Genomic DNA, 25585 nt, shown 5'->3' with positions numbered 1-25585 from the left:
GAAAAGGCGTTAGATGTAACGCTAATCGTTCCACTCATTTTGGCTCATTACGCATGATTGTGCGCAACTATCAAATTGAGGTCAGACCAGCATGGGTTAAACCTATTATTTAATGACCCAAAGATCAAGATTTTTACATGAATTTTGCATTAAAAGTAATGGTTATAGTGCAAGTTAGAACACGGTATATAGGGGGTGCCCAGCTAACTTGTTGTCAACCACGCGGCATGATGAAGATTTAAAGAAAAGAGATAACAGGTGGGGCTCATCCATCGATGATGTCCCCACCTACAAATAGTGTAAGCAACGTTTACTGAGTAACGTAAGACTTCAATTTAATATCGCCTTGTTCTTCACCATCTTTAAATTGCTGCAAACGCACCAAGGTATAGTTTAATGATGGAGCAAACCACGCAAAGGTTTCACGGGTTTTAGAGTCGCGAATAAGCTTTACTTTCACCGTCTCGAATTCGCCATAGGGTAATGACAGGCTTTCCTTAGCCACCACTTCTACACCGTAGGTACGTAACTCACCACGATAGTTAACAAAGTCGTAGGAAAGGTTAGTTTCGCCAGAGGCTAATTGGTTTGCCAAGTCTACGCGGTATATTTGGTTGTCGAACTGACCGTTCCAAACAAATTCTTCGCCATTTTCAACCGCAATTTTGCCGCCATTGTCGGTATTGAAATTAACGGTAAGCTTTTTATCTGGCCCTGTGCCCGTGCGAGTATAATGATACTCAATGGGTAACACAGTACTGTCTTCTACTTTAAAAATAGAATGCTCATAGCGTTTGTCAGATAAAAAGAACTTCGAGACTTTAGAAGAGTAGGTGAGGGAGTATTGTGTGTTGCTTAACGCTTCAAGCTTAATGCGAGCTTCGCCCACATCATCGCCCCACTTGTAAGCCGTATAAACTGCCTCGTAGGGTTGAAGTTTATTCTCTGTTGTATCGGCTGCGTGGGCGTTAGCGCCCACAAAAGCCAAAAGAAACGCTGCTACAAAGCTGCGTTTACTCGTTTGCATAACCCGATTCTGGGAGTTCTTGCTCATCTAGGATAGCCTTATTATTTACCATCTTAAGTCGCCCCGCACTGAACCAAGAAAGCACTAATGGGTAAATGCGACGCTCCTGTTCTTGAACACGATCTGCTAAGTCTACCGCAGTGTCATCTTCGAAAACCGGCACGCGGCTTTGAATAATGACTGGGCCGCCATCTAACTCAGGTGTAACAAAGTGCACGCTTACGCCGTGTTCTTCGTCGCCATTGACGATAGCTTGCTGATGCGTATTCAACCCTTTGTATTTAGGCAACAAAGATGGATGAATGTTCACTAATTTTCCAGAAAAAGTATTTACAAACTCAGGCGTTAAAATACGCATGAAGCCTGCAAGCACAATATAGTCTGGGTTTAATGATTCAATTTCAGCTTGCAATGCCTTGTCGTAGCTTTCCCGACTGTCATGCTGCATGTGGTCTAGGCTAATGGCGGTAATACCGGCTTCTTGCGCACGGGTTAAACCGTACGCATTAGGGCGGTTACTAATAACACCACATATTTCAGCATCAAGCTTTTCAGCGCTGATGTTATCAATAATGGCCTGTAAGTTACTGCCGTTACCTGAAATTAAAACGCAAAGTCTGGTTGATGGAGTGCTCACGCGTTTATCTCAACTTGCTGTTCACCGTCTTTGGCTTGAATGTCACCAATTAACCAGGCGTTTTCACCGTGCTCTTTCAAGGTTGCAATAGTGGTATCTACATCGGCTTCATCAACAACAATCACTAAGCCAACACCACAGTTGAACGTACGGTACATTTCGTGACGAGTAACGTTGCCGTTCTCTTGTAGCCAGCTAAACACTGAAGGCCACTGCCAGCTCTTTTCGTCAATGACTACTTTTGCATCATCAGGTAAAACGCGCGGGATGTTTTCCCAAAAGCCGCCGCCAGTAATGTGTGAAATGGCGCTAACTTCTACTTTCTCAAGCAATGCCAATACAGATTTCACATAAATACGGGTAGGTTCAAGTAAATGCTCGATAAGCGGCTTGCCGTCTAAATCTTGATTTACGTCGGCGTTGCTCACTTCCAAAATCTTACGAACCAGTGAGTAACCGTTAGAGTGAGGACCTGATGATCCCAATGCGATAAGTTTCTGGCCAGCCTTCACTTTAGTGCCGTCAATAACTTTTTCGGCTTCAACTACGCCTACGCAGAAACCTGCAATGTCGTAATCGCCGCCATGGTACATTCCCGGCATTTCTGCGGTTTCACCACCAATTAGGGCACAACCCGCTTGCTCACAACCATTACCAATACCGGTTACTACCGATGCAGCAACATCAACATCTAGTTTTCCAGTAGCGTAATAATCTAAGAAAAACAGCGGTTCTGCGCCTTGTACAATAAGGTCGTTAACACACATGGCAACTAAGTCGATACCCACACCATCGTGACGGTTTGCATCCATAGCAACACGAAGCTTAGTGCCTACACCATCGGTTCCAGAAACCAGCAACGGGTTCTTATATTTTGTTGGAAGCGAACATAATGCGCCAAACCCACCAAGGTTTCCTTTTACTTCCGGACGGTGAGTCCTTTTAGTAACGGATTTAATACGGTCGACAAGTTGGTTTCCCGCATCAATATCGACACCAGCATCTTTATAACTAAGAGAGGTTTTATTTTCGCTCACGTTTGCGCCCTAGAACTAAGAGTAAGAGGTAGAAAAACGCGGATTCTACCAGTAAGTCACCACAAGTCCAATTGACTAGGGCGGATAAGGGTCAGATCATGTGAAAAAAGTGTAATTTGAGTATGAATTCCCTTTTTTGGTGGCTTCAAACTTCGTTTTTTATATTTATAGATGAAATAAACATAAATATGACAGAGAATAGCGGGCAACGATCTTTTGGCGTTGTAGTGGAGTAGTGAAGAAATTGATTTCTTATCGGAACAGGAAAATTAGGCGTATGTTTCAGCAACAATTAATTCGCGGTGTAGGGGTGGCAATAGCGGTGTGCACGATGAGTGCCCATGCTACGCAGCACGTGGTGGTTAATGAAGCACAGATACCTGTTAGTGATCAGAGTCAAAAAACACAAGCCAATGCAGTAAAAAAAGCCCTAACTGAGGTAATGGTGAAGGTATCGGGAAATACCGAGGTGTTGCAGAACCCTGGTGTAAGGGCTGCACTTAGAACGCCTGAGGCGTACCTTCGCTCGTACCGTTTTTCTTATTCGGGCAACGACACCTTTTATGTTGCTGAGTTTGATAAAACGAAACTGACCGATTTAATGAAACGTGAAGGCCTGCCTTTATGGGGCGAGCGTAGACCAGAAACTATTGTGTGGTTAGCCACAGAAACTGACGACAACGAACGCATCATTTTAGATGAAAGTACACCAACACCTGTTGGGGAAATGTTGGTTAACACCGCGAAAACCCGTGGTGTGCCGGTAAGTTTACCGTTAATGGATTTAACCGACTCAGCCAGTATTTCCATTTACGATGTGTGGGGTAGGTTTGTTCAGTCTTTAACAGCATCATCACAGCGTTATGGTGTTGATAATATTATTGGCGCTCGTTTGTATAAAAATACCGCGGGTGAAATGCCGTCTATTCCTGAAGGCTTACCTGCTTCATCCGGCGCTTTTCAAGATACTAATTCCCCATACAATACCTACACTGATAATCAAAGCCAAAACGCTATTGCAGGTACAGAGCAACCATTAAGTGGTCAACTCGATTTAAGTGACGTTGACAACATGGTTGATGGCGCGAACCTGCAGGTAAACGAAGAGCAACAAGCTAGCCTTGCAGGTGATGAAGTGACCGCCACGGCGGCTTTGGTGAATGAAGCGCAAGAAATGCCGCCTTTCACGATGGATGAATTTACTCAACACGCCCAAAAAGCGCAAGAAGGTGAATATGCGCTTGATTGGGTGTTTGTGGGTAATGGCAAGGTAAGCTACGGGTCTATTTTTGCCGACGAACCTACCTCACTTACTCAGCAGTTGGTTGATGCCTATGCCAACTACTTATCTTCACAATACGCGGTGATCCCAGGTGCGGTAGATGCAGAAAGAGTGCAAATATCTGTGTCGGTTGCCAATATAGACTCATTAAAAAAATACGCTAACGCTAATGCGTATTTGAAGAGCTTAAGCGTGATAGAAGAAGCGATGTTAACTGGGCAAACTGGTTCAGTAGCCACCTACAATTTAACCTTGCTTGGTACCCCGGAAGATTTACTTAATACCGTAAGGCTTGAATCTAAACTTCGGCCTGTAACGGATTCTTTCGGTCAAGTGGTAGAAGGATATACCTTTTACTGGAATGAATGACCCTTTTGCTATGCAGCTAACTCTCCCTGTAACGCTACCCACAGATGAAACCTTTGACAGTTTTGTTGATACGGGAAACCAAGAAGTGGTGGCGTTGCTGAAGGGTATTCCAAGTGCTATGCCTGCCTGGCAGGATGCGCCGTCTTTAGCGTCGCTTTCTGCGTTACACTTACCATTAGTGACATTGCTAGGTGGGCAAGGATTGGGTAAAAGCCATTTACTGTATGCATTGTGTCATCAACTGGCGCAGCAGAACGTAAACCACCTTTATTTAAATTTGAACCATCATGCCCAGTGGTCTTTCGATATTTTTGATGGGTTAGAAAACCTCTCGGTTATCTGCTTAGATAATATACATGCCATTGCGGGTCATGCACGATGGGAAGAAGCCTTATTCGACCTTTTCAATCGGGTGATAGAAAACCCTCACGCACTTATTGTGGGTAGCAGTCAGCATGGGCCTTCACACCCTGCATTTCAATTGCCAGATTTAAGTTCTAGGCTTGCGTGGGGCGTAATTTATCATTTAACGGCGCTGAATGATGAATCGCGTAAGGAAGTGGTTCGATTGCGGGCTAATCAACGGGGATTGCGGTTGTCAGAACAGGCATTGCAGTTTTTGTTGCACCACAGCGACCGAGATTTGCGAAGCTTATTAAACTTACTAGCCAGGCTTGATACCCGCTCATTGCAAGAACAAAAAAAGCTCTCTGTCGCTATGGTTAAGCGAGAACTCGGGCTTAATTAACGAAGCTTTATTCCTGCCGCTATTGCTCTGCCATAATATCTCTGCCTTAATATCAGTACCGCGTTTCTCGCCTAATGTTTCTCGCCTAATATTGACGTTTCTCAAGCTTCTTTTGTGCTTCTATAATCGCATTCTTTTCATCGCCAGTTAGCTCGACACTTTCTTCATTGTCTAAATTCACCGTATTAAACCACGTGCTGCCGTCAGGAAATAAAGTCGGTGATGGCATGGCAGCTTGAATAGCCGGAATGTCGAGCAAGGGTAATACGCGGCTAACCGCATAATCTACCCGTAATTGAAGGTTGTCGTCGTTAATACGATCGCGTTGCCCCCAAGTGACATTATAAGAACCATCGTCTACTGCATCACCCGAAAATATACCCACATCGGCACTGGCGCCCATTCGATAAAGCATCATGAAGCGCTCGACCAAATTAGCAAAGTCTTCTCTTTCGGTATAATAGGAATAAAAGGTCACTGCACCGTCGTTAGCTAACCAATTAGCTACTTGAGCCGCAGAATAAGCACGTTGTGTACTGTTAGCCGCATCGCCCCCGTAGCGTACCTGCGCCAGCGCATGCAGTTGCGATGAAGTCAGTGGCAAGGTGTTTTCAAGGCCTGTAGATAAAGGAGAGTTGTTGTTAACGTAATTTAAAGGGGTATTGCTGTTAGATAAGGACGACCAAGTTGTATAGTCGAAGAAATCATTCGCGTGGGCGAGTTCGTGGTACATCAACCATGTTAGTGCGGCATCGACACCTTGTTGAGTGCGGGTTGCCCTTGTTGACGCTGCTAAGCCAGTTTGTGGGTAGTAGTATTCACCCTCTTTTACATATCGCCAAAAGATAGAAAAATCTAAATCACTACCAAAGCCGCTTCGATAGTCGGGCTGAGTATTAATGGTGTCTCGTTCTTCAGGGCTGCGCCAAAAATTATTCGCGTCCAGATAAATAGCACCCGTTACGGCCCAATAAAATGAGGGGCGAATATCGTAAGAAATTACAACCGCACTGGTTGCTCTTAGCATTTGTAGCAAATCTTCGCTGCTGTCAGATGTTTGTAAGAATTGCTCGAAGGCTTCACCCATCCAAGGGTGTGACACATAGGTTCTATCTAAAATATCATCAATAGTAGGCGATTCTGTTTGCTGCCCAATAAGAGGAAGTTGGGCAAAGGTGCAGCTTGATGTTAGTTCATTATTGTATACACAAGCTTCTAACGCAGAGACATAGGGGCTATTCGGACGGTACGCTTGCATGTGTGAAGTAACGGTTTCTGGAATACTGCCTGAGTCGTCAACGAAATACGCATCCGAATTTATATCAATATTTTTTATCACTACCTGAACGGTATCGGTTGCAACAGAACCATCATCGAAAGCTAGCGTAGCTTGAATTTCTGCAATGCTGTCGGCGCTGACTTGTGGTGCTTGAAAATAAAGGTTGTAGGATAAATCGTCGTCATCAAAGGTAAATGCGGGTATGGATGCCCCCGATAGCTGTTCCCAGGTAATGTCCGTTACGGTTTTTAAACTGTTGTTATCTACGTGCAGTGAAACGCGGCCACCTTCGCTGGCTTCGTGACCTAAGCGTAAAATGGCTTCAGGAGGCTGACCTTCAATAACGGTAAGGCTAAGCTCTTGGGTCAAGGTTTCGTGGGTAGAGGTTTCTTGGGTAGAGGTTTCGCCGGCTGAAAACGATGCGGTAACCGAAACAAGGTATTCGCCGGCCGCCGTAACATCAAAGCCTATGGCTTGGGTGTGAGAGGCAAGAGGGACAATACTGCCTGCTTCAGTGCTTGCACCACTCACCGCATTAACGGTCCAATTTACGCTGGTGATTGATGTGCCCGATGGGGCAATAACGGCAAAATCAGCAGAGTCGCCAGCAATGAGTTCGCTGGCGCCCTGTATGGTTAAACTGGGTGGCGAAGATGGGGTGGGTGTTGTGACACTACTATCTCCTCCTGAACCGCCGCATCCATATAATGTCAGCAGTGAAATAGGTAGTAGCCTCTTCATCATTATTCCCCTTGTTCGAAATGCGCCTTTTCTTCTTGCATTACTTGTTTAAGTTTTTTCAATCCAAGGCCAAGTTCACGTCCACGTTTACGCGCAAACGCACTGCAACCAACGAACATTCCCACACATAGTAGAATTTCAATTGCTGCATACCAGCGCTCTTCAGGTACAGCGTAAGCCACCGTACAGCCGTGCATTAAATAAAACAGTACCACGAAATTTGCCCAAGCGTGAGTATACGGCTTACCTTGTATAACGCCTTTGTAAGGTAAAAGTAATGGCACTAAATAAACTAGCGTAATAAATATTGGTGAGTACGTTAGCGTTTTATTAAGAAAAAACTGCCACGCAATAATCCACACAATTAATAAGGTATGACAACCCAGTGCCAAATAACGATAAAAACGCGTGTTAGGCGCCATGTGTTGTCTCCTGGTTATTTGCATGCCACAAAGCACTGGCTAAGTTTGCCAGACGTTTACCTTGAGCAATACATAAAGATTTTTCATCTTCGGTAAGTGTGACCGCATTATCTAGGGCCACATGGCTCACACCGTAAGGGCTGCCACCACTTCGCGTGTGATGCAGTGCAGGCTCGCTGTAGGGCAGGCCGCACATCACCATACCGTGGTGAAATAGTGGAAGCATCATAGACAGCAGCGTTGATTCTTGGCCGCCATGCATAGAAGAACTTGATGTAAATACACACGCTGGCTTATTAATTAGCGAGCCTTTTAACCACTGGCTACTGGTGCTGTCTAAAAAGTGCTTCACTGGTGCAGCCATGTTACCAAATCGCGTAGGGCTTCCTAGGGCAAGCGCGCTGCACTGCTCGAGTTCTTGTAAGGTCACCGTGGGGGCTGCGTTAGGGTTTGCCTCTTTTAAACTGGCGTCTGCATTTTCTTCGCCTGAGCCTTGCTCACTTGAACTATTCGAGTTAATGTTTAGGCTTGCCACGCTGCGCACTACTACTTCAGGTCGCACAAATGATGCAGAAGCTGCTTTTGCTTCCATGCTTGATAGTTCAGCCATTGCACCTTGTGCTATAGCATCGGCTAACCTTTTGGTACTGCCATGGCGGCTGTAATAAAGAATTAAAATAGGGTCCATTATACGATTTCCAGTACGGCCTCTGGCGGTCTTCCAATACGGGCTGCATTGTTGTTAATCACCACAGGGCGCTCAATTAACTTAGGGTGTTCTACCATAGCGGCAAAAAGCTGTTCATCGGTAATATCTGCACCACCTAATGCATTCGCTTTATAGGCTTCTTCTTTGGTACGCATCATGTCTCGCACATTTTCTATGTTAAGTTGCCCAAACAAGGTTTTAAGTTCAGCGATACTCAGCGGCGTTTTTAAATATTCTACTACGGTAGGCGAGATACCTTTTTCTTCAAGTAGTGCTAAGGTTTGGCGGCTTTTAGAGCAGCGCGGGTTATGTAAAATAGTAACCGAAGACATAATGTCGCCTCATCGTTAAATCATTGCCAAATTTTGGCGCTGACTATTGCTTGTTTGAAGTTATTTTTCAAGGTGCTAAGGCCTTATTAGTGACAAAAGCGCAATAATATTGGTGTGTAGGCCCCATAAATGAAAGGTGATGCTAAGCAATTAACCCTGCTTGTGCAAACTACGTGGTTAATCTGGCGTAAATACCAAGGTAATCTCATTCTCAAACACATGAAAATACTTGCTATTAAATACGCAGCAAGGCATGTTTGCACACCGTTGTTATCTATATTGTTGTTTATATTATTTATAAATAATAACGCTGCTCTTTTGGTAAAGAAGTATGGCAAAGAAGTACGGTAAAGAAGTACGGCAAAAAAGGTGCGCTAAAAATGACGAACGCTGTGAAGCAAGGGCTGTTGATTATATTGGTGATGTTACTTTCAGCAACCGCTGGAGTATGGTTTTACCATTACCATCAAACCGACTTTGAAACCCTTCAGGGCGACACATATAAATGGCGTGATTTAGAAGGTAATTGGGTGATCATTAATTACTTTGCACCCTGGTGTGCGCCGTGTTTAAGAGAAATGCCTGAGTTACATCATTTAAGCGAAAACCTACCGCCAAACACTTTGTTATTCGCCATTAATTACGACGTGCTACCGGAAGATGATTTACAGGCCATGGCAAACAAGTTTGATATTACGCTAAATTTGATTGTGGCTAATGAAGAAACCCAGCTTCCCATTACTAAGCCGCCGTATTTACCGGCGACTTATATTGTGGGTCCGAAAGGGCAGGTTCAAGCCAAAATTTTAGGTGAGGTAACCGCCGACATCTTAAAAGACAAAATTGCAGCGTTGCAGGCTCGGGCACTATAAACGCTGTAACCGCTCTTCTTGATCTCTAAATTGCTTTATTCTTGCCCTAATGCGCTGCTTTTGAAGATGATCGTCATCTTTCGCAAAGTTATAAGCGTACTGTAATTCATCTACGGCGCGGGTATAAGCGCCATACAGGGCGTACACTTCTGCCTTACTTTGATGCATTTGCGAAAAGCGCTTCGCTTTTTGATACGCTTCTGACATCAACTGGTGCGCAATTTGGTATTCGTCGTTCACTAATAAAAAGTCTTTCAATAAGCTAATGGCATCATCGTAACGACTGGCACTTATCATGGCATTCGCTTGGTTAAGCGCCAGTACTTGATTGCGTGGGCTGTTCTCTACAAAAGGTGACAGCATTTCCACTGCCTTCAAAGGCTCGCCTTTAGCAATGTAAATATCTGTCGCGGCGTCTAGGTAAAACAGGTTGCCGCTATCTTTGGTTAACAATTCACCCATAATGATTTCTTGGGCTTTGTCGTACTCTTCCGTTCGCATATACGCCAATGCTAAGGCGTAAAGCGAAGCTTCTCTTACGCGATAAGCCTTTTTATCTACCTGTGCGGTGAAATACTCTACCGCGTAATCAGGTTCAAATGAGTACCTGGCCATGATTCTTGCTTTAGCAAGTTCAAACTGTTTGCTTACCGGAACAAAGCGAGAAGGATAGTCGTCTGCACGCGAACGGGCATCGGCAATACGAGATTCAGTTAATGGGTGAGTTAACAAACGCGCCGGCGGGCGAGAAACGTTTCGATACTCTTCAGCCATAATTGAAAAGAAGTCGGCAGCGCCATTGGCGTCAAAACCTGCTCGAGACAGCATGGCAATACCGATGCGGTCGGCTTCTTGTTCATTAGAGCGGGTGTAGTCAATTTGCATTTGCACAGAAGCCGCTTGGCCAGCTTGCATTGCCGCCATACCCGCCTGAGGGTTTGCCATGGCAATTAATACGCCACCAATAAGTGAAGCAATCGCTAAGGGCGACGAACGTTGTTGCGCTTGCATGCTTCGAGCGATATGCCGTTGTGTAACGTGAGAAATTTCGTGAGCCAGTACCGAGGCCAATTCACTTTCAGTATTTGCCCGTCGCATAAGGCCAGTATGAACGCCTATATGCCCACCAAAGAAAGCGAAAGCGTTAATCGCATCGTTATCTACCCAGAAAAAACGGAAGGGAAATTTAGCATTTTCGGCATGAATAACTAAGCGGTTACCTAAATCTTGTAAGTATTCGTCTAAAACTGGATCGGCTATTAGCGGGCTTTGCCCGCGCATTTGACGCATAACGGCATCGCCAACAATCATTTCTTTGTCTAAAGAAATAGCGTCAGACGCCACTACGCCAATTTCAGGCAGCGCATTTTTATTCGTGTAACTCACGCTTTGCGCAATACTCGACAAGCTTGCTGTAATAAGGAAAGACAGCACCAAGAGTTTTTGAGATAACCTTTTCTTCATGTACCTGTGATTTACTGAACAATACTGGAATACGTATTAGAGCACCAAAGTACCGTTTCAGTTTCAATTATTTATTATGAATTTTATCATTCTGCCTAGATAAGTAGGTTTATGCCAGTTTTAGTGCAATTTACCCTTATCAATTATTTAGGCATTTGACCTGAATATTGCTTGTTAAATCGTCTTACCAGATTGATTTAAATAGAAAGTGTATTGCCCGATGCTAAGTCTTTACACTATGATGCGTATCCTATTCTTCAAATTTCTCAGGAAGCTTTTATGATCAGTGTGTTTGGTCGCTGGTACCGACGCAAATTTTCCGATCCTGATGCAGCTATGCTGCTTATACTCATACTTATTACAACCGCCGCGCTGCTTTTGTGGGGCGAGCTTATCATGCCTGTTTTAGTAGCAGCCATTGTGGCTTATTTACTTGATTGGCCGGTTACCCACCTTGTTAGATTCGGCGTAAGCCGTGCTATAGCTTGCGGCATCGTATTGATGGGGTTCATTACCCTCGTCATTTTCATGTTGATTGGTTTAGTGCCCATTGTCACTCGGCAAAGCATTAATCTTATTCAAGAAACCCCTTTAATATGGCAAAAGGCCCAAGATTGGATCTTAACCTTGCCGGAAAAATACCCAGACTACGTGCAGGTTTACCAGATTCATCAAATGATGGAGGGGCTAAACGACAAACTTGTTGGTGTAGGCGAGACATTAATATCAGCTTCTTTTAGCAACATTGCCAATGTGGCTGCGCTATTAGTTTATGCGGTGCTTGTGCCTTTAATGGTGTTTTTCATGCTGAAAGACAAAATGTATTTCTTAGAAAGCATTTCTAACTTGTTGCCTAAAGAGCGCCGGTTGATTACGCAAGTTGGCCATGAAATGAATTCACAAATTGCCAATTACATTCGCGGCAAAGTAATAGAAATTGTGATTGTTAGCTTAGTGTCGTGCGTGACCTTTGCCTTCATGGATTTACGTTATGCTATTTTGCTTGGCGTATTGGTAGGTATTTCTGTACTAATTCCTTACATAGGCGCAGCGGTAGTTACCATTCCTGTTGCTATAGTTGCATTGTTTCAATGGGGCTTAACGCCTGATTTCTGGTATTTGTTTATTGCCTATTCGATTATTCAGGCATTAGATGGAAACTTGTTGGTGCCTTTGCTTTTCTCTGAAGCAGTAAGCTTGCACCCACTGTATATCATTATTGCTGTGCTGGTATTTGGCGGCCTTTGGGGCTTCTGGGGCGTTTTCTTTGCCATACCGTTGGCAACACTGGTAAAAGCAGTAATAACAGCGTGGTCGAGTAACCCTGCTGGATTACCGGTGGCTGAAAGCAAATAGGGCCTTAATAACAAAGCCAATAGAAACGAAAAAGGCGGTAGTGTGAACTACCGCCTTTTTTGTCAGCTTTGCATCAATCTTTTTATCAATATTAACTCGATATCAAACCGCTAACGAAATACGTTTATAAAGAGTTACTTGTTATCGGCCAAGTAATCTAACACCACTGTGTGATGCTCTTTGGTTTTAAACTTATTAAAAACGTGTTCAATAACGCCGTTTTCGTCTACTAAAAAGCTCATGCGGTGAATGCCGTCATACTCTTTACCCATGAATTTTTTCAAGCCCCATACGCCAAAAGCGTCTGCTACGGCGTGGTCTTCGTCAGACAACAAAGTAAAGTTTAGGCTTTCCTTTTCAGCGAATTTTGGCAAGCGTTTAACCGCATCAGGGCTAATACCCATTACTTCCACATTCAATCCGTCTAACGCCTCTTTACTGTCGCGTAAGCCTTGTGCTTGCACGGTGCAACCTGGTGTCATCGCCTTAGGGTAAAAGTAAACCAGTACTTTTTTACCTAGGTAATCTGATAACGTAATGGTTTCATCATTTTGGTTTTGAAGTGAAAACTGTGGTGCTTTATCACCAGCTTGAAGCGTGTTCATTAGATTCCTTAATATGTTTGTCTACAACTTTACCGGTTACATTGAGTTCTTCAAACAATGCGGTTAGTTCTGATTCTAGAGCAGCAAAATCTTCCGAGGCGGGCATGTTCACAACAAACTTGCATCGCATACATTCGTTTTTACACTCGGCCGCTTTGTATGTGGCTTGTCTAAATGCACTGATTGATGCGTTACGTTTTGCGAAAAAGCCCGTCACTGCCTCAATAAGGCCAGCGGTATCTTCGCCGCTGAATTCAACGTGAAATAAGTGATCGAGATTTTGCTTTTCGTGGTGACTGGTACGTTTCATCATGGAAAGCAGATCGAGACGCTGACAAAGGGGAGGCACAGTACACTCAGCGCGAGTAATGGCTGACTGCGAGCCTTCTAAAATCATAGTGAGTGAAAATTCTTGGCCATAAATAGCTTGCCGACTATCTAAAATGTTGCACTGGGCTTCTGATACCGTGGATGCAATTTCACTTAATATACCCGTTTTATCTGAACCTAAAATGGTCACAATCAGTTGTTGCTGAGACATTAAAACCTACATCACAAGAAACGTATTGCGTGATGGTAGCATAGAGTTTTTTTTTAGTACCAGCGGCTTTTTGTAGTATTGATACAGATTATTGTCAAATTCTTGGCATTTAGGCGTGAGATAGCTTGTGTTTAGCTACCGACATATTTACCATGTGCGCTCATATTTTGCGGAGAGATTATGTTTACTGGTAGTTACGTAGCACTCGTCACGCCGATGTTTGAAAACGGCGACATCGATTACAAGTCACTTGAGAAGCTAGTGCGCTTTCATGTTGAACAAGGCACACATGGTATTGTGTCTGTTGGCACCACTGGCGAGTCGGCCACCTTACCGTTTGATGAACACGTAAACGTAGTTAAAGAGACCGTTGCTATGGTGTCTGGCGCTATTCCTGTTATTGCAGGTAGTGGCGCAAACTCAACTGCCGAAGCGATTTTTCTTACCCAACAATTGGGTGCGGCCGGTATCGACGGCTTCTTAAGTGTAGTTCCTTACTACAACAAGCCTCAACAAGCAGGCATGGTGGCACACTTCAACGCCATTGCTGATGCCAGCGATTTACCGGTGTTGTTATACAATGTACCGGGTAGAACCGTTGCTGACATGCTGCCTGAAACCGTTGCCGAACTTTCATCTCACAAAAACATTGTTGGATTAAAAGACGCAACCGGTGATATTGCTCGCCTTAAAGCAACGCAAGCACTTGTTCCTTCAGACTTCGTTTTACTAAGTGGTGATGACGGCACAAGTTGTGAGTTTATGTGTGAAGGCGGTCATGGTGTTATTTCTGTGACAGCAAACGTGGTACCTAAGGCTATTGCACAAATGTGCGAAGCCGCTTTAGCAAAAGATTTTGATAAATGTCGCACTATAGATGAAAGCATCGAATTGCTTCACAGCGCGCTATTTATCGAGCCTAATCCAGTTATTCCAAAGTGGGCTTTATACAAAATGGGCATGATGGAAAGTGCACAAATGCGATTACCTATGGTTTTACCGGAACTTGTAAGCCAAAAACATATCGAAGAACTATTACAAAAATACGCATTGATTTCGGGTTAATAAGGAACACAGATGAATAGAACGCTGGCTATAGTGAGTTCGATGGTAGTAATCGCACTTGCAGGTTGTTCAAGCCAAACAGATAGAAAGACGGCTTCAGGAACGTACAAGTACTTAGAAACAAAAGAACAAACCCCAGTACGTGTTCCAGCCGACTTAGATGCGCCCACTTTTTCTAGAGAGTTTGCAGTACCTGAATTAGACGAAAGCGTAGATGAAAGTCTTGTTGGAAAGAAACTACTTGTGCAGTCTCCTGCATTGGTATTGCCGCTTGTTACTGGTTCACACGTTGAAGAAGGCAAAAGCACAGCAACAATTTGGTTTGACCAAGTTGATGATAGCCAGCCGTTAAGCCAAGCCGTGTGGAATTCTTTGTTAAGCTTCCTAGAAGAACAAGGCATTGGCGTAGATTTCTTCGATCCTGAACAGCAAGTGTTAAACACTGACTGGATGATCATCAAAAAAGAAGTGGATAGCCCGTGGTACAGCTGGACCAGCACGGAAAGTGAAGTGGGTCGCCGCTTTGAATTCGTTCTAGACGTAAAACCTCACGGTAGAACGGCAGCGCTTTCTGTTGATTTAAAAGACTACATGGCCACTACTGGTGACGATGTTGTTGCAGAAATTTCTAGCATGCAAGAGCGCCGCGAAGAAGTAGACGTACTGAACCAAGTGATTGGTCATTACGAATACCAAATTCAGTTACAAGAAACCCGCCGAATTGCACGTATTCGCCAAGGCTTAAATACCGAAATGGGCTTTAACGATGACGGCAACCCCGCATTTATGGTGGATGCACAGTACGACGTGGTATGGCCACGTATGTTGTTAGTATTGCGTAAACTAGGTTTCGACGTAAAAGATTTAGACAAATCAAACGGCTTACTGTTTGTTACCTATAATGGTAGTGAAACGGGTTGGTGGGGCGGCTTGTTCTCTAGCGACAACGAGTTACTTGAAAAAGGTGACTACCGTTTAAAAGTTTCACGTGCCGGTGAGAAACGCAGTTCAGTGACTTTCATGAATAATGAAAGCGAACCTTTTGAAGCCAATCAGGTTTCAGACCTTTACGGCGCATTTGCCGAGGTCATGTCAGAAGATAACCTTGATATATAATTGAGACTGAGAATGGAAAAACGTGACGAGCTTTACCGCGGTAAAGCAAAAACTGTGTATTTTACCGATGACAGCGATAAGTTAATTCTGCATTTCAGAAACGACACATCAGCTTTCGATGGTGAAAAAATTGAACAGCTAGACCGTAAAGGCGAAGTGAATAACAAGTTTAACCATTTTATTATGACTAAACTTGAAGAAGCGGGTATTGCTACGCAAGTAGAAGCCTTGCTTTCTGACACTGAATCTTTAGTTAAAAAGCTAGACATGATCCCAGTGGAATGTGTTGTTCGTAACCTAGCGGCTGGCTCTTTGGTTCGTCGTCTTGGTGTAGAAGAAGGGCAAACGTTGGCACCGCCTGTGTTTGAATTCTTCCTTAAAAACGACGCACTGCACGACCCTATGATTAACGATTATCATATTGTGTCATTTGGTTGGGCGACTGAGGCGCAAATTGCTGAAATGAAGTCGTTAACGTTTAAAGTAAATGCCGTACTTAAATCGCTGTTTGATGAAGCAGGCATGTTGCTAGTAGATTACAAACTTGAATTTGGTGTTGATCCTGATGGCAACATTGTTTTAGGTGATGAATTTACTCCTGACGGTTGTCGCTTGTGGGACAAAGAAACCCGTAAGAAAATGGATAAAGACCGTTTCAGACAAGGCCTAGGCTCAGTGGTTGAAACTTACATTGAAGTTGCAGAACGCTTAGGTGTTTCACTGTAACGGCTTAGTAATGTAAAGATTGAACGAAAAAAGGACCCATTGCGGTCCTTTTCTTTTGCCTGTAAAAAGGTAAATTAAGCAACGCTTTGATTAACAGAGCCTTGATTAACATAGCTTTGATTAAACAATGCTTTATTTAAAATAGCTTTGTTCAAAAAGAGCTTTGTGCATTTTATATAATGCTAAATACACAACTAAACGCTATAAAATTATCATCATTATAAAAAGGGCTTTTATGTATACGCTGCTGGAGAAAACGAATGGGTAACCCGTACGGATTAGTGTGTATTGCCATGCTGGCGTTTGCGGCCAATTCGTTATTATGCCGAATGGCATTGGCTAATACCGATATCGACCCGGGCCTTTTCACCACAATACGCTTAGCCAGTGGCGCATTGTGCTTAGCCCTTTTAGTGGCCTTTACTGCCCGCCGTTCATCAAAAAACATCAGCCCAATAGCAGCAATTAAACAACAAGCATCAATAGCAGGGGCGTTAAGCTTATTTATTTACGCTATTGCATTTTCTTATGCGTATATCTCGATGTCGACAGGCACAGGCGCGTTGCTATTGTTTGGGGCGGTGCAGCTCACTATGATTTCAGTGGGCTTATTAAAAGGCGAACGCTTTGCTTCGTTTCAGTGGCTAGGGTTTTTACTGGCTTTTGCAGGCTTAGTTATCTTGCTGCTTCCAGGGGCTAGTGCGCCACCATTGTTTTCAGCTTTATTAATGATAAGCGCCGGTATTGCATGGGGTTTTTATTCTTTACTAGGTAAAAAGAGTAATGCGCCCTTATTGCTAACGGCGGGTAATTTTTTATATGCCACGCTACTTTCCCTGCCTTTGATTGTTTGGTTATGGGTAACCGATACTTGGCAATGGAGCAACGATGGGGTGTTATTTGCGCTGGCATCTGGAATAGTGGCATCTGGTTGTGGCTATGCCATTTGGTACAAGGCATTACCTTTAATTCAATCGACAACGGCTGCCACCGTTCAGTTAAGTGTTCCGGTTATTGCTACGCTCATGGGCTGGGCGTTTCTTGCCGAAGCCATTAGCGTACAAATTATGGTTGCCTCTTTAATGACATTAGGCGGTATTTGGTTGGTTATTAAAATGCGCAAAGCTTAGTTAAACGAAGCTGTGTTAAACGAAGCCTAATTTAGGGAAGCCTAATTTAAGAGAGAAGTACGCCCGCTGGACACTACTAATAAACGGCAAAGTGGCGGTAATTGGCAAAGCATGTTAAAAAGTAGTTAAATGTAGATGTCGATGAACTGGGTTGTTATCCCATTAGCCGCAGCGCCTATAATGAGCCGCAGCGCTGATATGAGCGGCAGCTCAGACTAAAAACCGCAGCTTCGACCATTACTATAAAGGATTAACGTGGGCTTATTGACTAACATTCGGCGTGCACTAATTGCTTCTAAATTCCAGCGTAAAGACTTAAAAATTATTGAGGCTATCCCAGGCGAAAGGTTTGCCACCATTGTTTTCGACTTTAAAGATAAAGGCTGGGAATTAACTGATGCTAGAGGCGACCTAGATGTAAGCCATGACAGTTGGCAGGGCAAGCTTCGAAAAGGCACCAGCACGCTTACTTGCACATGGAGTAAGGATGACCAAGGCGAGATAGTGGGTTTAACCCGCATTGTTGAAGGCATAGCGAAAGACTACAACTTAAAAGTGCAATCTACGCCTAGTCGATAACCTAAGTCGTTAACCCAATCCGATAAGCTGAGCTTTTGGTTTTCAACACATAAAAAAATGACGTAAATAAGCATAAGGGAAACAAAGCTAATCTACGTCATTTATCAACTGATGGTGCTGTAATGAGAGCGGTTACGTTATAGCGGTTGAGTGAACAATACGCTATTACCATTTTCCATTGCAGCCATCTTTTCTCGCTTTTACTACAAAGCTTTTAACTATAAAGCCTAGAAACGATAAGACGCCGATACTCTAAAGCGGCGCGGTGCACCTGGCTCAACCCATACATCGGCAAAAGAGTTGGTGTAGTGCTCTTTATCGAAAAGATTGTCTACTTCTGCACGTACCACTAAGTTTTCAACCGGTTCAATTTGCGCAAACGCTCGCACGGTAGTGTAGCTAGGCAAATAGAAGTCTGTAGCTGTTTGGCCTAAGCGCTCATCTACGTACAACAAACCAGTACCTAAGCGAACCGGCATATCTGAAACCGTAAGGCTTTTGCCTACTTGAACGCTTAGTTGATTTTCAGGCACGTTAATTAGCGGATCGCCCGCTTCAATAGAGGCCACAAAGTTAGCGTCAGCCGCATCGTTGGTACTTTCTGCATCGATATACGCATAAGATACCCACAAGCTAATGCCGTTGCTAAATTCAGCGTTTACATCTAGTTCAACACCACGACTACGGGCTTCGCCGCCAGGGGTTAAAAAGAAACCGTCAGACGCTTCATCACTACTATCGAACACTAAAATATTGCTTTGATCGATATTAAAGATAGACAGGGTGATGTCGCCGCGAACGTTGTTAAAGAACGACGTTAGGTCGGTTTTAACACCCACTTCGGTAGACTCAGATTGGTTTGGTTCAAACGGATTACCTGCATAATCAGAACCCGTAAGTTGGCGGAAGCCTTCACCGTACGTGGCGTAAAAACTAATGCTGTCATCAAGTAAATACACTGCACCTAACTGAGGTGAAAATTGGGTGTCATCTTGCGAGGTAATGGCTACCGGATCGCTTAAGCGGTTTTGAATTTCTTGTTCAAATTTGTCAATTCGACCACCAAAGCGCACTTGAAACTTATCGGTAATGTTCACTTGGTCTTGAATGTACATTCCCCATGCTTCTTGGGTTTCTAGGCGGTTTAGGTTGTCTGACAACTCAACATCAGCCACAGGCGAGTAATCTGGGTTAAGAATATCTACCACAAGATATTGGCTTAAATCCAAATCGTTAATGTCTGTGTCGCCAGAAAAATAAGATGGGCGGTAGCGCAAGATAACCTGATCGTTTTCGAACTTATCGTAATCACCACCAATAATAACGCGATGGCTAATTGAACCCGTATCAAACTCACCGGCAATTTCGCCGCGCAGTACTACATAATCGGTTTCAAAGTCGCGGTAGCGTTTAAAGCGTGAAAGCAAGGTTTGATCTGGGTCGATAAACAAGGTTTGACGCCCTGCAAAGTTAGTTTCTAGTGCATTACCTTCAAAGGTAGTGTCACGCAGGCCAGCGCCGATAAGTAGGTTCCAGTCATCGTTGAGTTCGTGAGAAATCTCAAGCTGGTGACCAACCACGTCGGTAGTAATTCTATCTCCAGATGGGTCGCCCACGAAGGTTTCAATAGGCTGTATACCTAACTTACCATCCACCGCAATAACACCACGGTCGAAGGGGATTTTTTGATTTGTGTATTCAAGCTCGTAGGTAATACGGGTATCTTCAGAAAACTCCCAGGTAACAGAAGGGTAAAAGCCTAACTTTTCGGTTTCTACCGTATCTCTGAAGCTTTCAGCGTCTTCGTAAAAGCCCACTAAGCGAACGCCAACATCTTCTTTTGCGCCCGCTACCGTTTGCACGTCGGCTTCAATGCGCATTTGATCCCAACTGCCATAAGTGGCTTTTACTTCGCCACCTGAAACAAATTGTGGGCGCTTGGTCACTAAGTTAACTGCACCGCCAGGTTCACCACGGCCAAATAAAGCCGCTTTAGGGCCTTTTAATACTTCCACATGGTCGATACCCGCCAAATCACGAGGGCCACCAAAGCCACGGCCAGCATTAAACCCATTTACCAAGAAACCACTTGGTAGGTTTTCATCACCAGAAAAACCACGAATGGCAAAACTATTCCACAACCCACCAAAGTTATTCTGCCTGGCTACCGAAGCAGAAAGATCTAATGCATCATTTAAGTTAATGGCACCTGCATCACCAATTAAGCCTAAGTCGATATCTTGCGCGGCGGCAGGCACTTCTTTGTATTCAAATGCACCTTGATAAGCGCGGTGCATGCCGTGTACCGTAATTTTCTCGACCTTTGCTTCTTCGTTTTTTTGAGACGCGCCTTGGGCATTTGTTTGACCGTCATTTGTTTGAGCAAAAGCAGGGGCATTGAAAAATGCAGCAATACTGATGGCGAGTGTAGATTTCACCCAGTTATTTTTCATTGGTGTTTTCCTGTGTGTTCATTTTTGTTGTAGTAAATGTTGTAGTAAATTGTGAAGTTGTAGTGAATTGTGGAAGCTGCTTAAGGCTGGCTTCTGTAAACTCAGGCGCAGCAAAAAGTTGTTGGTAATAAAACTCGCGCAACGATGCGTGAAACGCGCGCACCTTATTTTCATAATCAATCATAGATTGCACGTTGGTGTTAGCGGTGTTCGATAGCAAACGCTGGGTTAGTAACGAAGGCGATAACAAAGACACATAACCTGCCAGCTGGTTTTTTCTGAGGGTAGCTTGTTGATAAGCGTTAGAAAGTTCGCTTGCCCGTTCATCGCCAACTTGTTGAAAAGCGTAATACCATTTCCAGTTAAACGAACCATCACGTTCAGGATCGTACGCCGTGTAATTAGCCCACTGTGGGTGAGTTTCAATGAACTTTTCCCACGTGGCTTCTATCGGCTTATCCCAGGCACCGTTTACTGCTTCACGTTGTGTAAGCACAATGTCGCCACCTTCCGGTGTATTAACAACCGCATTAATAACGTTATGACCGGTAACTGGAACTATTACGGTGGTAATAAGCCATACACCCAACATTAACGAGGCAAGGTGGGTGGCACTGTATTTAGCAAACCGTTGCGCCGCGCCAATGGCCAATACAATGGCAGACCACACGCTTATAGTACCCAGTACAATAACGCAGGCTAGCAAGACAGAACGTAGCGATGCGCCATTTACAATGGCAAAGGCAATAAAAGGAATAAGTGTAACTAAGGCTAACGGCACCAGCGTAACTAGCGTACGAGAGGTCCATACCGCATGGCTATTGCGCGCCGTTACATTAAGTAAGTCGAAACGTCTGGCTTCACGCTCTTTTGCTTTTAAGTCGTACAGCAACAAAATAATAAATAGCGGTAATAACACGCTTACCACAAAGGCAAAATCGAAACGCCCTAAAAAGGCTAATTCTGGGTTGTCGGTGTCGCTTTCGTATATTTGGCCTTCAAGGGCTAACATACGTATACGATGCTTCCACGGAAACACATCACGTTCACCCACAACAGCAAAGGCGAGGGGCGACGGCGGCGCATAGGTAAGGTGAAAGGCGTAATACGCCACCATGCCATAGCTATTTTGATGGGAAAGCACCGCTTCACGCTCTACAGTGTCTTTTTCTAATAAGCGTTCAATAGTAGCTTGTTGCGCCTGCATTTCAGCATGACCCGACCACAAGGCTACCGTGCTTAATAGAAATACCACCAACAAGGTTATTTTAAATTGGCGGTGTGCAAACACAAACCCCGCTTCGCGCTTAATATCGTTAAACCGCATCATGGGTTTAGCCTCCTTACTGCAAGATTAAGAAGTAGTACAGCAACACCCACCCAAAGAAGAAGTTGTAAACAGTACATGGCAGCACTGCTTAAACGCGCTACGGGGGCTTCGGGCTGGAAACTAAACTCAGACAATACTGCCCAGTTACTGGCCTGTACTACCGCTTTGTCTGCGGCTTCTTCGCTATCGTTGCGGCTCATATCCAGTTTGTAATCAAGCTTTTCTACGTGCACTTTGTTTAAGCCTTGCACAAACTGCATACGTAGCATTTCGGCTTCACGCAAAAAACGGTGGTGAGTTTCAATACTGGTGCCCGCAAGCAGGGTAGAGAACGAACGCAGTGCCACGGTAGGGGAAAGCCAGCCAAATTGCCTTGCAATACGCGCTTGGGCTAGTTCTTCTTGCATGCGGCTTTCAGCAAATTCATTAATGACAACCGCTTGGCGCTGCTCTGAATATTGCGCCACTATGCCTCGAAAGTTCACAGGAAGGTCGTCTACCGAATCGACATTGTATTTCTCGAGAAGGTCTTGTTTAAGAGTCACAAATGCCGGATCGTTAACATCGTGACCATCACCTAAGCTGCGAAGCTTTTCTTCTACTTTAAAGTCGGCTTCTAACTTACCAATAGAGGGCTCTAAACTGGTCGCCACACTGCTGCCCATTCTAGGTAACAATATGCAAGCGCTCATCCATATAACGATAAGCACGGTAAAGCTGGCACTGCTTTTTTCAAATAACGTAGAGCAGGCAGTAACCACTACAGCCCACAACATGAAGTAAAGCATATAACCTAAGCAGAAAAGGGTTACCACTAAGGCGCTTTCATTGGAAAAGGCGACATACACGCAAGCCAATAACAAGGGCAGTAAAAAAATACCGCTAGCCAGCATTAAGGCCACCAGTTTTCCCAACACCAACTGCCAACGGCTAGCGCCTTGGGTAAGTAATAAAGTGAGTGTGCCTGCTTCACGTTCCCGTGAAACGCTGCCGTAGCCAATAAGAATAATAAACAGCGGCGCTAACACTAATGCTAAAAAGCTTGGCGTTAAGCTACTAAAACGGGTAAGCCCTGCAGACTGACGCTGCTCGGCAAACATGGCACTGTTTTGCCTGTGGCCTTCTAAGAAAATTGCGTTACCTGTGTACGTGTCTACACCCGGTTCTATTACGCTAAGCGGGGTAGGCGTACGAAACACATAATGCCCGTAATGCACCATGCGGTGCGGATGTTTGTCGGGCTGCGATAAAAAGCGTTCTTCAGCTTCATGTTGAAGGTGTTCTCTGGCGTGCGCTGCCTCTTCAATATGAAAGCTATTTACCACAAGTGCAGCTAGGGTGAGTACACTGCCCAAAATTAACACCGTGGTAGCAACTTTGGTTCGCAGCCAATAACGCCACTGTTCGGCGCAAATTGTTTTTACTGTTTTGCTTACCATCAGTTGCGCCCTGCAAAGGCTGCGTGAACGGCTTCGGTATCGATAGGCGTATCGCCCGAGCGTTCAAACGACCCCGTAAGCTTGCCGTTACTTAGCAACACAATACGGTGCGCAACCTGACAAGCTCCATACACATCATGGGTTACCATAAATATGGTGGCACCATTGTTGGCTAACTCCGACACTAGCGAGTTAAATTCATCAATAGCAGCAGGGTCGAGGCCAGAAGTAGGTTCATCTAAAAACAGCACTGGGGCATTACGAAGAATGGCTAATGCAATGGCGGTTTTCTGCCTCATCCCTTTTGAATAGTTCGACAACGTGTTGTGCCAAGCATTTTCTTGAAGGGCTACTTTTTTAAGGGCTTCATGAATAGCATCGTCCGTTTTTTCGACACCGGCAACCGACAAAAAATAGCGAATGTTTTCATATCCTGAAAGGTGACCATAAAGCGTGACCGACTCCGGTAAATAAGCCACCGACTTTTGCACTTCGTTGGTATTGTCTGCTACCGACATGCCCATAACAGACGCTGTGCCAGCGCTAGGTTTCATTAACCCTAAAAAGGTTTTAAGGGTTGTGGATTTACCCGCACCGTTTCCACCAAGAAGGGCAAACACTTCACCATTGCCTACTTCAAAATTAAGGTTATCAAGAATAGTACGTTGGCCTATACGTACCGATAATTCACTAGCACTGATTACAGATTTTGATGTCATTGATTTTCGGTATAAAGTCGAAATTTGGTGATATGTTATATTGTAACAATTGCGATGTGAAATATTTTTTGCATTTTTCGTTTATATGGCTACTAAGCGGTTGGGAAATGAATACTTGTTGGTGCTTAGATGGCTAATTACTGGTGCGTAGCTGGGTAGTAAGTAAAGAGTCGATGGCTAATAAGTAAAGAGTAGAGGCTAGTAAATAGCCATCCTTATGGTGCTGTATCATTGAACAAAATAGGCATTTCATAGACGTGAACATAACTTACTATTATCTTGTTGTTATTTAGCGTTTAAGAGTATGTTGTAGTGTATATTTTGTATGGTTCTGAAGTGTCTTTGTATACGGGTAAAATTCGCGCCTACCTTAACTATAAGCAACTGCCTTTTACCGAAGTGCTGTCTACCGTATCGGTATACAAAAAAATAATTCGCCCGAAAACCGGTGTTACCTTTATTCCGGTGGTTAAGACCCCTTCAGATGAATATTTACAAGATACCGCCCGCATTATTGATTACTTTGAAGCGCAGGCTCGGGCTAATACACAGGCAGATACCAACACCAATCATCTATCAGTAGTACCCACCACACCCGCACAGCACCTTGTAAGCGAACTTTTCGCCCTGTGGGGTGATGAATGGCTGGTTATTCCCGCCATGCATTACCGCTGGAACAAAGATAACTTCCCTTTTATATATGAAGAGTTTGGGCAAGTAGTTACCCCCAAAGCACCAAAATTTGTTAAAGCGTATTTTGGGAAGAAACTAGCCAAAAAGTTTCAAGGGTTTGTGCCACTGTTAGGCATTACCAAGAAAAGCATTCCCTATATTGAAGACTGGTACGAAAACACCGTTCTGCATTATTTAAACGAACATTTTGCTACACATAAATATTTGCTGGGCGATAAACCCTGCACTGGCGACTTTGGTTTATTAGGGCCATTGTATGCCCACTTATACCGCGACCCTGCACCAAAACAATTAATGGATGAAATAGCACCCAATGTAGCCGCCTGGGTTAAGCGAATGAATAACCCAAGCGCTGAAAAGCATACAAGTGATGCTGCCCGTAACGATAACAACCCTGCCAGCAACCCCGCCTTTTTAGAAAACGACGAAATACCTGCAACCTTATTGCCATTATTAACGAACGTGTTTGCCCAGCAATGGCCGGTGTTGAAAAACACTTCAGAAGCGTTAAGTAATTGGCGAGAGAAGAATGCGAGTAATGAAAATACTGCGCGCTTTATTCCAAGAACAATAGGGCAGCACACGTTCAAAATAGGGCGGGGCGAAGCTGAAAATGTAGAAAAGCAACGTTTTATATCGAGCTTTCATCAATACAAATTACAACGTGTATTAGATGTGTTTAATAGCATTGAACAGCCGAGTCCTGAGTTGATGAGTTTGCTGGAAGAGGTAGGGGGTCTGGAATATATGCAACTGGACGTGAATGAGCGGGTTGCTTTTGAGGGTAATAGGTTGGTGTTTGAGTGAGGTTGTTGTGAATATCGGTGGGCTGTTTTTTTATACAGTTGGTTGCGTTTTTGGCGTTGTTGGAAATAAAAAGGAATCATTCCGGAATGTGGCGGCGGCTTTGAAAG

25 protein-coding genes are annotated in these 25585 nt (G+C 44.2%); 11 read left to right on the top strand and 14 right to left on the bottom strand.

Features of this window, described 5'->3' with window-relative positions; genetic code table 11:
* Positions 1-310 precede the first annotated feature (310 nt).
* Genes AMBT_RS08705 through purM form a run of 3 tightly spaced genes read right to left on the bottom strand, consistent with a single transcriptional unit; the run spans position 311 to position 2701 of the window.
* Positions 311-1054 (bottom strand): DUF3108 domain-containing protein, encoded by a 744-nt coding sequence (locus AMBT_RS08705; protein WP_129738140.1) that lies wholly within the window; start codon positions 1052-1054, stop codon positions 311-313.
* On the bottom strand, positions 1014-1664 hold the full coding sequence (purN, locus tag AMBT_RS08700; protein WP_013784246.1) for a phosphoribosylglycinamide formyltransferase: 651 nt from the start codon (positions 1662-1664) through the stop codon (positions 1014-1016). Before purN ends, AMBT_RS08705 begins: the two co-directional genes overlap by 41 nt.
* Positions 1661-2701, bottom strand: a complete 1041-nt coding sequence (purM, locus tag AMBT_RS08695; protein ID WP_013784245.1) for a phosphoribosylformylglycinamidine cyclo-ligase — start codon at positions 2699-2701, stop codon at positions 1661-1663. The genes purN and purM overlap by 4 nt, the downstream gene beginning before the upstream one ends.
* A 277-nt stretch (positions 2702-2978) precedes the next feature.
* Here purM and AMBT_RS08690 point away from each other — a divergent pair, with 277 nt between their 5' ends.
* A complete protein-coding gene (locus AMBT_RS08690) occupies positions 2979-4352 on the top strand; it encodes a DUF2066 domain-containing protein (RefSeq protein WP_013784244.1) in 1374 nt (457 codons plus the stop codon).
* Between the two features lie 10 nt (positions 4353-4362).
* Entirely contained in the window at positions 4363-5100 is a 738-nt protein-coding gene (gene hda / locus AMBT_RS08685; RefSeq protein WP_041452882.1) for a DnaA regulatory inactivator Hda, read from the top strand.
* An 85-nt stretch (positions 5101-5185) separates the two neighbouring features.
* Here the strand turns inward: hda and AMBT_RS08680 are convergent, their stop codons facing one another.
* Genes AMBT_RS08680 through arsC form a run of 4 tightly spaced genes read right to left on the bottom strand, consistent with a single transcriptional unit; the run spans position 5186 to position 8583 of the window.
* Positions 5186-7123 carry a hypothetical protein gene (locus AMBT_RS08680; RefSeq protein ID WP_148259093.1) on the bottom strand — a complete coding sequence of 646 codons (1938 nt, stop codon included), beginning with the start codon at positions 7121-7123 and terminating at the stop codon, positions 5186-5188.
* A complete protein-coding gene (locus AMBT_RS08675; RefSeq protein WP_013784241.1) occupies positions 7123-7542 on the bottom strand; it encodes a DUF2069 domain-containing protein in 420 nt (139 codons plus the stop codon). The genes AMBT_RS08680 and AMBT_RS08675 overlap by 1 nt, the downstream gene beginning before the upstream one ends.
* A complete protein-coding gene (gene wrbA / locus AMBT_RS08670; RefSeq protein ID WP_013784240.1) occupies positions 7532-8230 on the bottom strand; it encodes an NAD(P)H:quinone oxidoreductase in 699 nt (232 codons plus the stop codon). Before wrbA ends, AMBT_RS08675 begins: the two co-directional genes overlap by 11 nt.
* On the bottom strand, positions 8230-8583 hold the full coding sequence (gene arsC, locus AMBT_RS08665) for an arsenate reductase (glutaredoxin) (RefSeq protein ID WP_013784239.1): 354 nt from the start codon (positions 8581-8583) through the stop codon (positions 8230-8232). The genes wrbA and arsC overlap by 1 nt, the downstream gene beginning before the upstream one ends.
* A gap of 129 nt (positions 8584-8712) precedes the next feature.
* Between arsC and AMBT_RS08660 the strand changes: the two genes are divergently transcribed.
* Entirely contained in the window at positions 8713-8934 is a 222-nt protein-coding gene (locus AMBT_RS08660; RefSeq protein ID WP_013784238.1) for a hypothetical protein, read from the top strand.
* Between the two features lie 29 nt (positions 8935-8963).
* Positions 8964-9455: a TlpA family protein disulfide reductase gene (locus tag AMBT_RS08655; RefSeq protein WP_013784237.1), complete on the top strand. Its 492-nt coding sequence runs from the start codon at positions 8964-8966 to the stop codon at positions 9453-9455.
* Here AMBT_RS08655 and bepA read toward each other — a convergent pair.
* The gene (gene bepA / locus AMBT_RS08650; protein ID WP_013784236.1) at positions 9450-10919 is read right to left on the bottom strand and encodes a beta-barrel assembly-enhancing protease; all 1470 of its coding nucleotides are present in this window, start codon (positions 10917-10919) and stop codon (positions 9450-9452) included. The genes AMBT_RS08655 and bepA overlap by 6 nt on opposite strands.
* 279 nt (positions 10920-11198) lie before the next feature.
* On the opposite strand from bepA, the gene AMBT_RS08645 reads away from it, so the two are divergent.
* The gene (locus AMBT_RS08645) at positions 11199-12275 is read left to right on the top strand and encodes an AI-2E family transporter (protein ID WP_013784235.1); all 1077 of its coding nucleotides are present in this window, start codon (positions 11199-11201) and stop codon (positions 12273-12275) included.
* A gap of 134 nt (positions 12276-12409) precedes the next feature.
* Here the strand turns inward: AMBT_RS08645 and bcp are convergent, their stop codons facing one another.
* Complete coding sequence (bcp, locus tag AMBT_RS08640) at positions 12410-12880, bottom strand: thioredoxin-dependent thiol peroxidase (RefSeq protein WP_013784234.1); 471 nt, start codon at positions 12878-12880, stop codon at positions 12410-12412.
* Positions 12858-13421, bottom strand: coding sequence for a glycine cleavage system transcriptional repressor (locus tag AMBT_RS08635; RefSeq protein WP_013784233.1), 564 nt, complete (start codon positions 13419-13421; stop codon positions 12858-12860). Before AMBT_RS08635 ends, bcp begins: the two co-directional genes overlap by 23 nt.
* A 180-nt stretch (positions 13422-13601) precedes the next feature.
* On the opposite strand from AMBT_RS08635, the gene dapA reads away from it, so the two are divergent.
* From dapA to AMBT_RS08610, 5 genes are all read left to right on the top strand, one after another.
* Complete coding sequence (gene dapA, locus AMBT_RS08630) at positions 13602-14486, top strand: 4-hydroxy-tetrahydrodipicolinate synthase (protein ID WP_013784232.1); 885 nt, start codon at positions 13602-13604, stop codon at positions 14484-14486.
* Between the two features lie 12 nt (positions 14487-14498).
* Entirely contained in the window at positions 14499-15602 is a 1104-nt protein-coding gene (bamC, locus tag AMBT_RS08625) for an NlpB/DapX family lipoprotein (RefSeq protein WP_013784231.1), read from the top strand.
* A 12-nt stretch (positions 15603-15614) separates the two neighbouring features.
* On the top strand, positions 15615-16328 hold the full coding sequence (gene purC / locus AMBT_RS08620; protein ID WP_013784230.1) for a phosphoribosylaminoimidazolesuccinocarboxamide synthase: 714 nt from the start codon (positions 15615-15617) through the stop codon (positions 16326-16328).
* Positions 16329-16588: 260 nt separating this feature from the next.
* The gene (locus AMBT_RS08615; protein ID WP_013784229.1) at positions 16589-17458 is read left to right on the top strand and encodes a DMT family transporter; all 870 of its coding nucleotides are present in this window, start codon (positions 16589-16591) and stop codon (positions 17456-17458) included.
* 264 nt (positions 17459-17722) lie between these two features.
* Positions 17723-18037 carry a hypothetical protein gene (locus AMBT_RS08610; protein WP_148259092.1) on the top strand — a complete coding sequence of 105 codons (315 nt, stop codon included), beginning with the start codon at positions 17723-17725 and terminating at the stop codon, positions 18035-18037.
* A 227-nt stretch (positions 18038-18264) separates the two neighbouring features.
* Here AMBT_RS08610 and AMBT_RS08605 read toward each other — a convergent pair whose 3' ends face one another.
* From AMBT_RS08605 to AMBT_RS08590, 4 genes are read right to left on the bottom strand one after another with little or no spacing between them, the layout of a single operon-like run.
* Entirely contained in the window at positions 18265-20490 is a 2226-nt protein-coding gene (locus AMBT_RS08605) for a TonB-dependent siderophore receptor (protein ID WP_013784227.1), read from the bottom strand.
* Entirely contained in the window at positions 20480-21820 is a 1341-nt protein-coding gene (locus AMBT_RS08600; RefSeq protein WP_013784226.1) for a DUF3526 domain-containing protein, read from the bottom strand. The genes AMBT_RS08605 and AMBT_RS08600 overlap by 11 nt, the downstream gene beginning before the upstream one ends.
* On the bottom strand, positions 21817-23259 hold the full coding sequence (locus tag AMBT_RS08595) for an ABC transporter permease (RefSeq protein ID WP_013784225.1): 1443 nt from the start codon (positions 23257-23259) through the stop codon (positions 21817-21819). The genes AMBT_RS08600 and AMBT_RS08595 overlap by 4 nt, the downstream gene beginning before the upstream one ends.
* Positions 23259-23978 carry an ABC transporter ATP-binding protein gene (locus AMBT_RS08590; protein WP_013784224.1) on the bottom strand — a complete coding sequence of 240 codons (720 nt, stop codon included), beginning with the start codon at positions 23976-23978 and terminating at the stop codon, positions 23259-23261. The genes AMBT_RS08595 and AMBT_RS08590 overlap by 1 nt, the downstream gene beginning before the upstream one ends.
* Positions 23979-24290: 312 nt before the next feature.
* Between AMBT_RS08590 and AMBT_RS08585 the strand changes: the two genes are divergently transcribed.
* On the top strand, positions 24291-25478 hold the full coding sequence (locus AMBT_RS08585; protein ID WP_013784223.1) for a glutathione S-transferase family protein: 1188 nt from the start codon (positions 24291-24293) through the stop codon (positions 25476-25478).
* Positions 25479-25585 lie beyond the last annotated feature (107 nt).

It is taken from the genome of Alteromonas naphthalenivorans (genome assembly GCF_000213655.1).
GTDB lineage: Bacteria > Pseudomonadota > Gammaproteobacteria > Enterobacterales > Alteromonadaceae > Alteromonas > Alteromonas naphthalenivorans.
Note: the sequence above shows the minus strand (reverse complement) of the source record. Positions and strands in the feature narration are given on the sequence as shown.

Excerpts from the sequence above, each read along its gene's own strand:
- AMBT_RS08705 (WP_129738140.1), bottom strand. The coding sequence starts at position 1,054 with ATGAGCAAGAACTCCCAGAATCGGGTTATGCAAACGAGTAAACGCAGC.
- AMBT_RS08690 (WP_013784244.1), top strand. The coding sequence starts at position 2,979 with ATGTTTCAGCAACAATTAATTCGCGGTGTAGGGGTGGCAATAGCGGTG.
- hda (WP_041452882.1), top strand. The coding sequence starts at position 4,363 with ATGCAGCTAACTCTCCCTGTAACGCTACCCACAGATGAAACCTTTGAC.
- AMBT_RS08680 (WP_148259093.1), bottom strand. The coding sequence starts at position 7,123 with ATGATGAAGAGGCTACTACCTATTTCACTGCTGACATTATATGGATGC.
- AMBT_RS08675 (WP_013784241.1), bottom strand. The coding sequence starts at position 7,542 with ATGGCGCCTAACACGCGTTTTTATCGTTATTTGGCACTGGGTTGTCAT.
- wrbA (WP_013784240.1), bottom strand. The coding sequence starts at position 8,230 with ATGGACCCTATTTTAATTCTTTATTACAGCCGCCATGGCAGTACCAAA.
- arsC (WP_013784239.1), bottom strand. The coding sequence starts at position 8,583 with ATGTCTTCGGTTACTATTTTACATAACCCGCGCTGCTCTAAAAGCCGC.
- AMBT_RS08660 (WP_013784238.1), top strand. The coding sequence starts at position 8,713 with ATGAAAGGTGATGCTAAGCAATTAACCCTGCTTGTGCAAACTACGTGG.
- AMBT_RS08655 (WP_013784237.1), top strand. The coding sequence starts at position 8,964 with ATGACGAACGCTGTGAAGCAAGGGCTGTTGATTATATTGGTGATGTTA.
- bepA (WP_013784236.1), bottom strand. The coding sequence starts at position 10,919 with ATGAAGAAAAGGTTATCTCAAAAACTCTTGGTGCTGTCTTTCCTTATT.
- AMBT_RS08645 (WP_013784235.1), top strand. The coding sequence starts at position 11,199 with ATGATCAGTGTGTTTGGTCGCTGGTACCGACGCAAATTTTCCGATCCT.
- bcp (WP_013784234.1), bottom strand. The coding sequence starts at position 12,880 with ATGAACACGCTTCAAGCTGGTGATAAAGCACCACAGTTTTCACTTCAA.
- AMBT_RS08635 (WP_013784233.1), bottom strand. The coding sequence starts at position 13,421 with ATGTCTCAGCAACAACTGATTGTGACCATTTTAGGTTCAGATAAAACG.
- dapA (WP_013784232.1), top strand. The coding sequence starts at position 13,602 with ATGTTTACTGGTAGTTACGTAGCACTCGTCACGCCGATGTTTGAAAAC.
- bamC (WP_013784231.1), top strand. The coding sequence starts at position 14,499 with ATGAATAGAACGCTGGCTATAGTGAGTTCGATGGTAGTAATCGCACTT.
- purC (WP_013784230.1), top strand. The coding sequence starts at position 15,615 with ATGGAAAAACGTGACGAGCTTTACCGCGGTAAAGCAAAAACTGTGTAT.
- AMBT_RS08615 (WP_013784229.1), top strand. The coding sequence starts at position 16,589 with ATGGGTAACCCGTACGGATTAGTGTGTATTGCCATGCTGGCGTTTGCG.
- AMBT_RS08605 (WP_013784227.1), bottom strand. The coding sequence starts at position 20,490 with ATGAAAAATAACTGGGTGAAATCTACACTCGCCATCAGTATTGCTGCA.
- AMBT_RS08600 (WP_013784226.1), bottom strand. The coding sequence starts at position 21,820 with ATGATGCGGTTTAACGATATTAAGCGCGAAGCGGGGTTTGTGTTTGCA.
- AMBT_RS08595 (WP_013784225.1), bottom strand. The coding sequence starts at position 23,259 with ATGGTAAGCAAAACAGTAAAAACAATTTGCGCCGAACAGTGGCGTTAT.
- AMBT_RS08590 (WP_013784224.1), bottom strand. The coding sequence starts at position 23,978 with ATGACATCAAAATCTGTAATCAGTGCTAGTGAATTATCGGTACGTATA.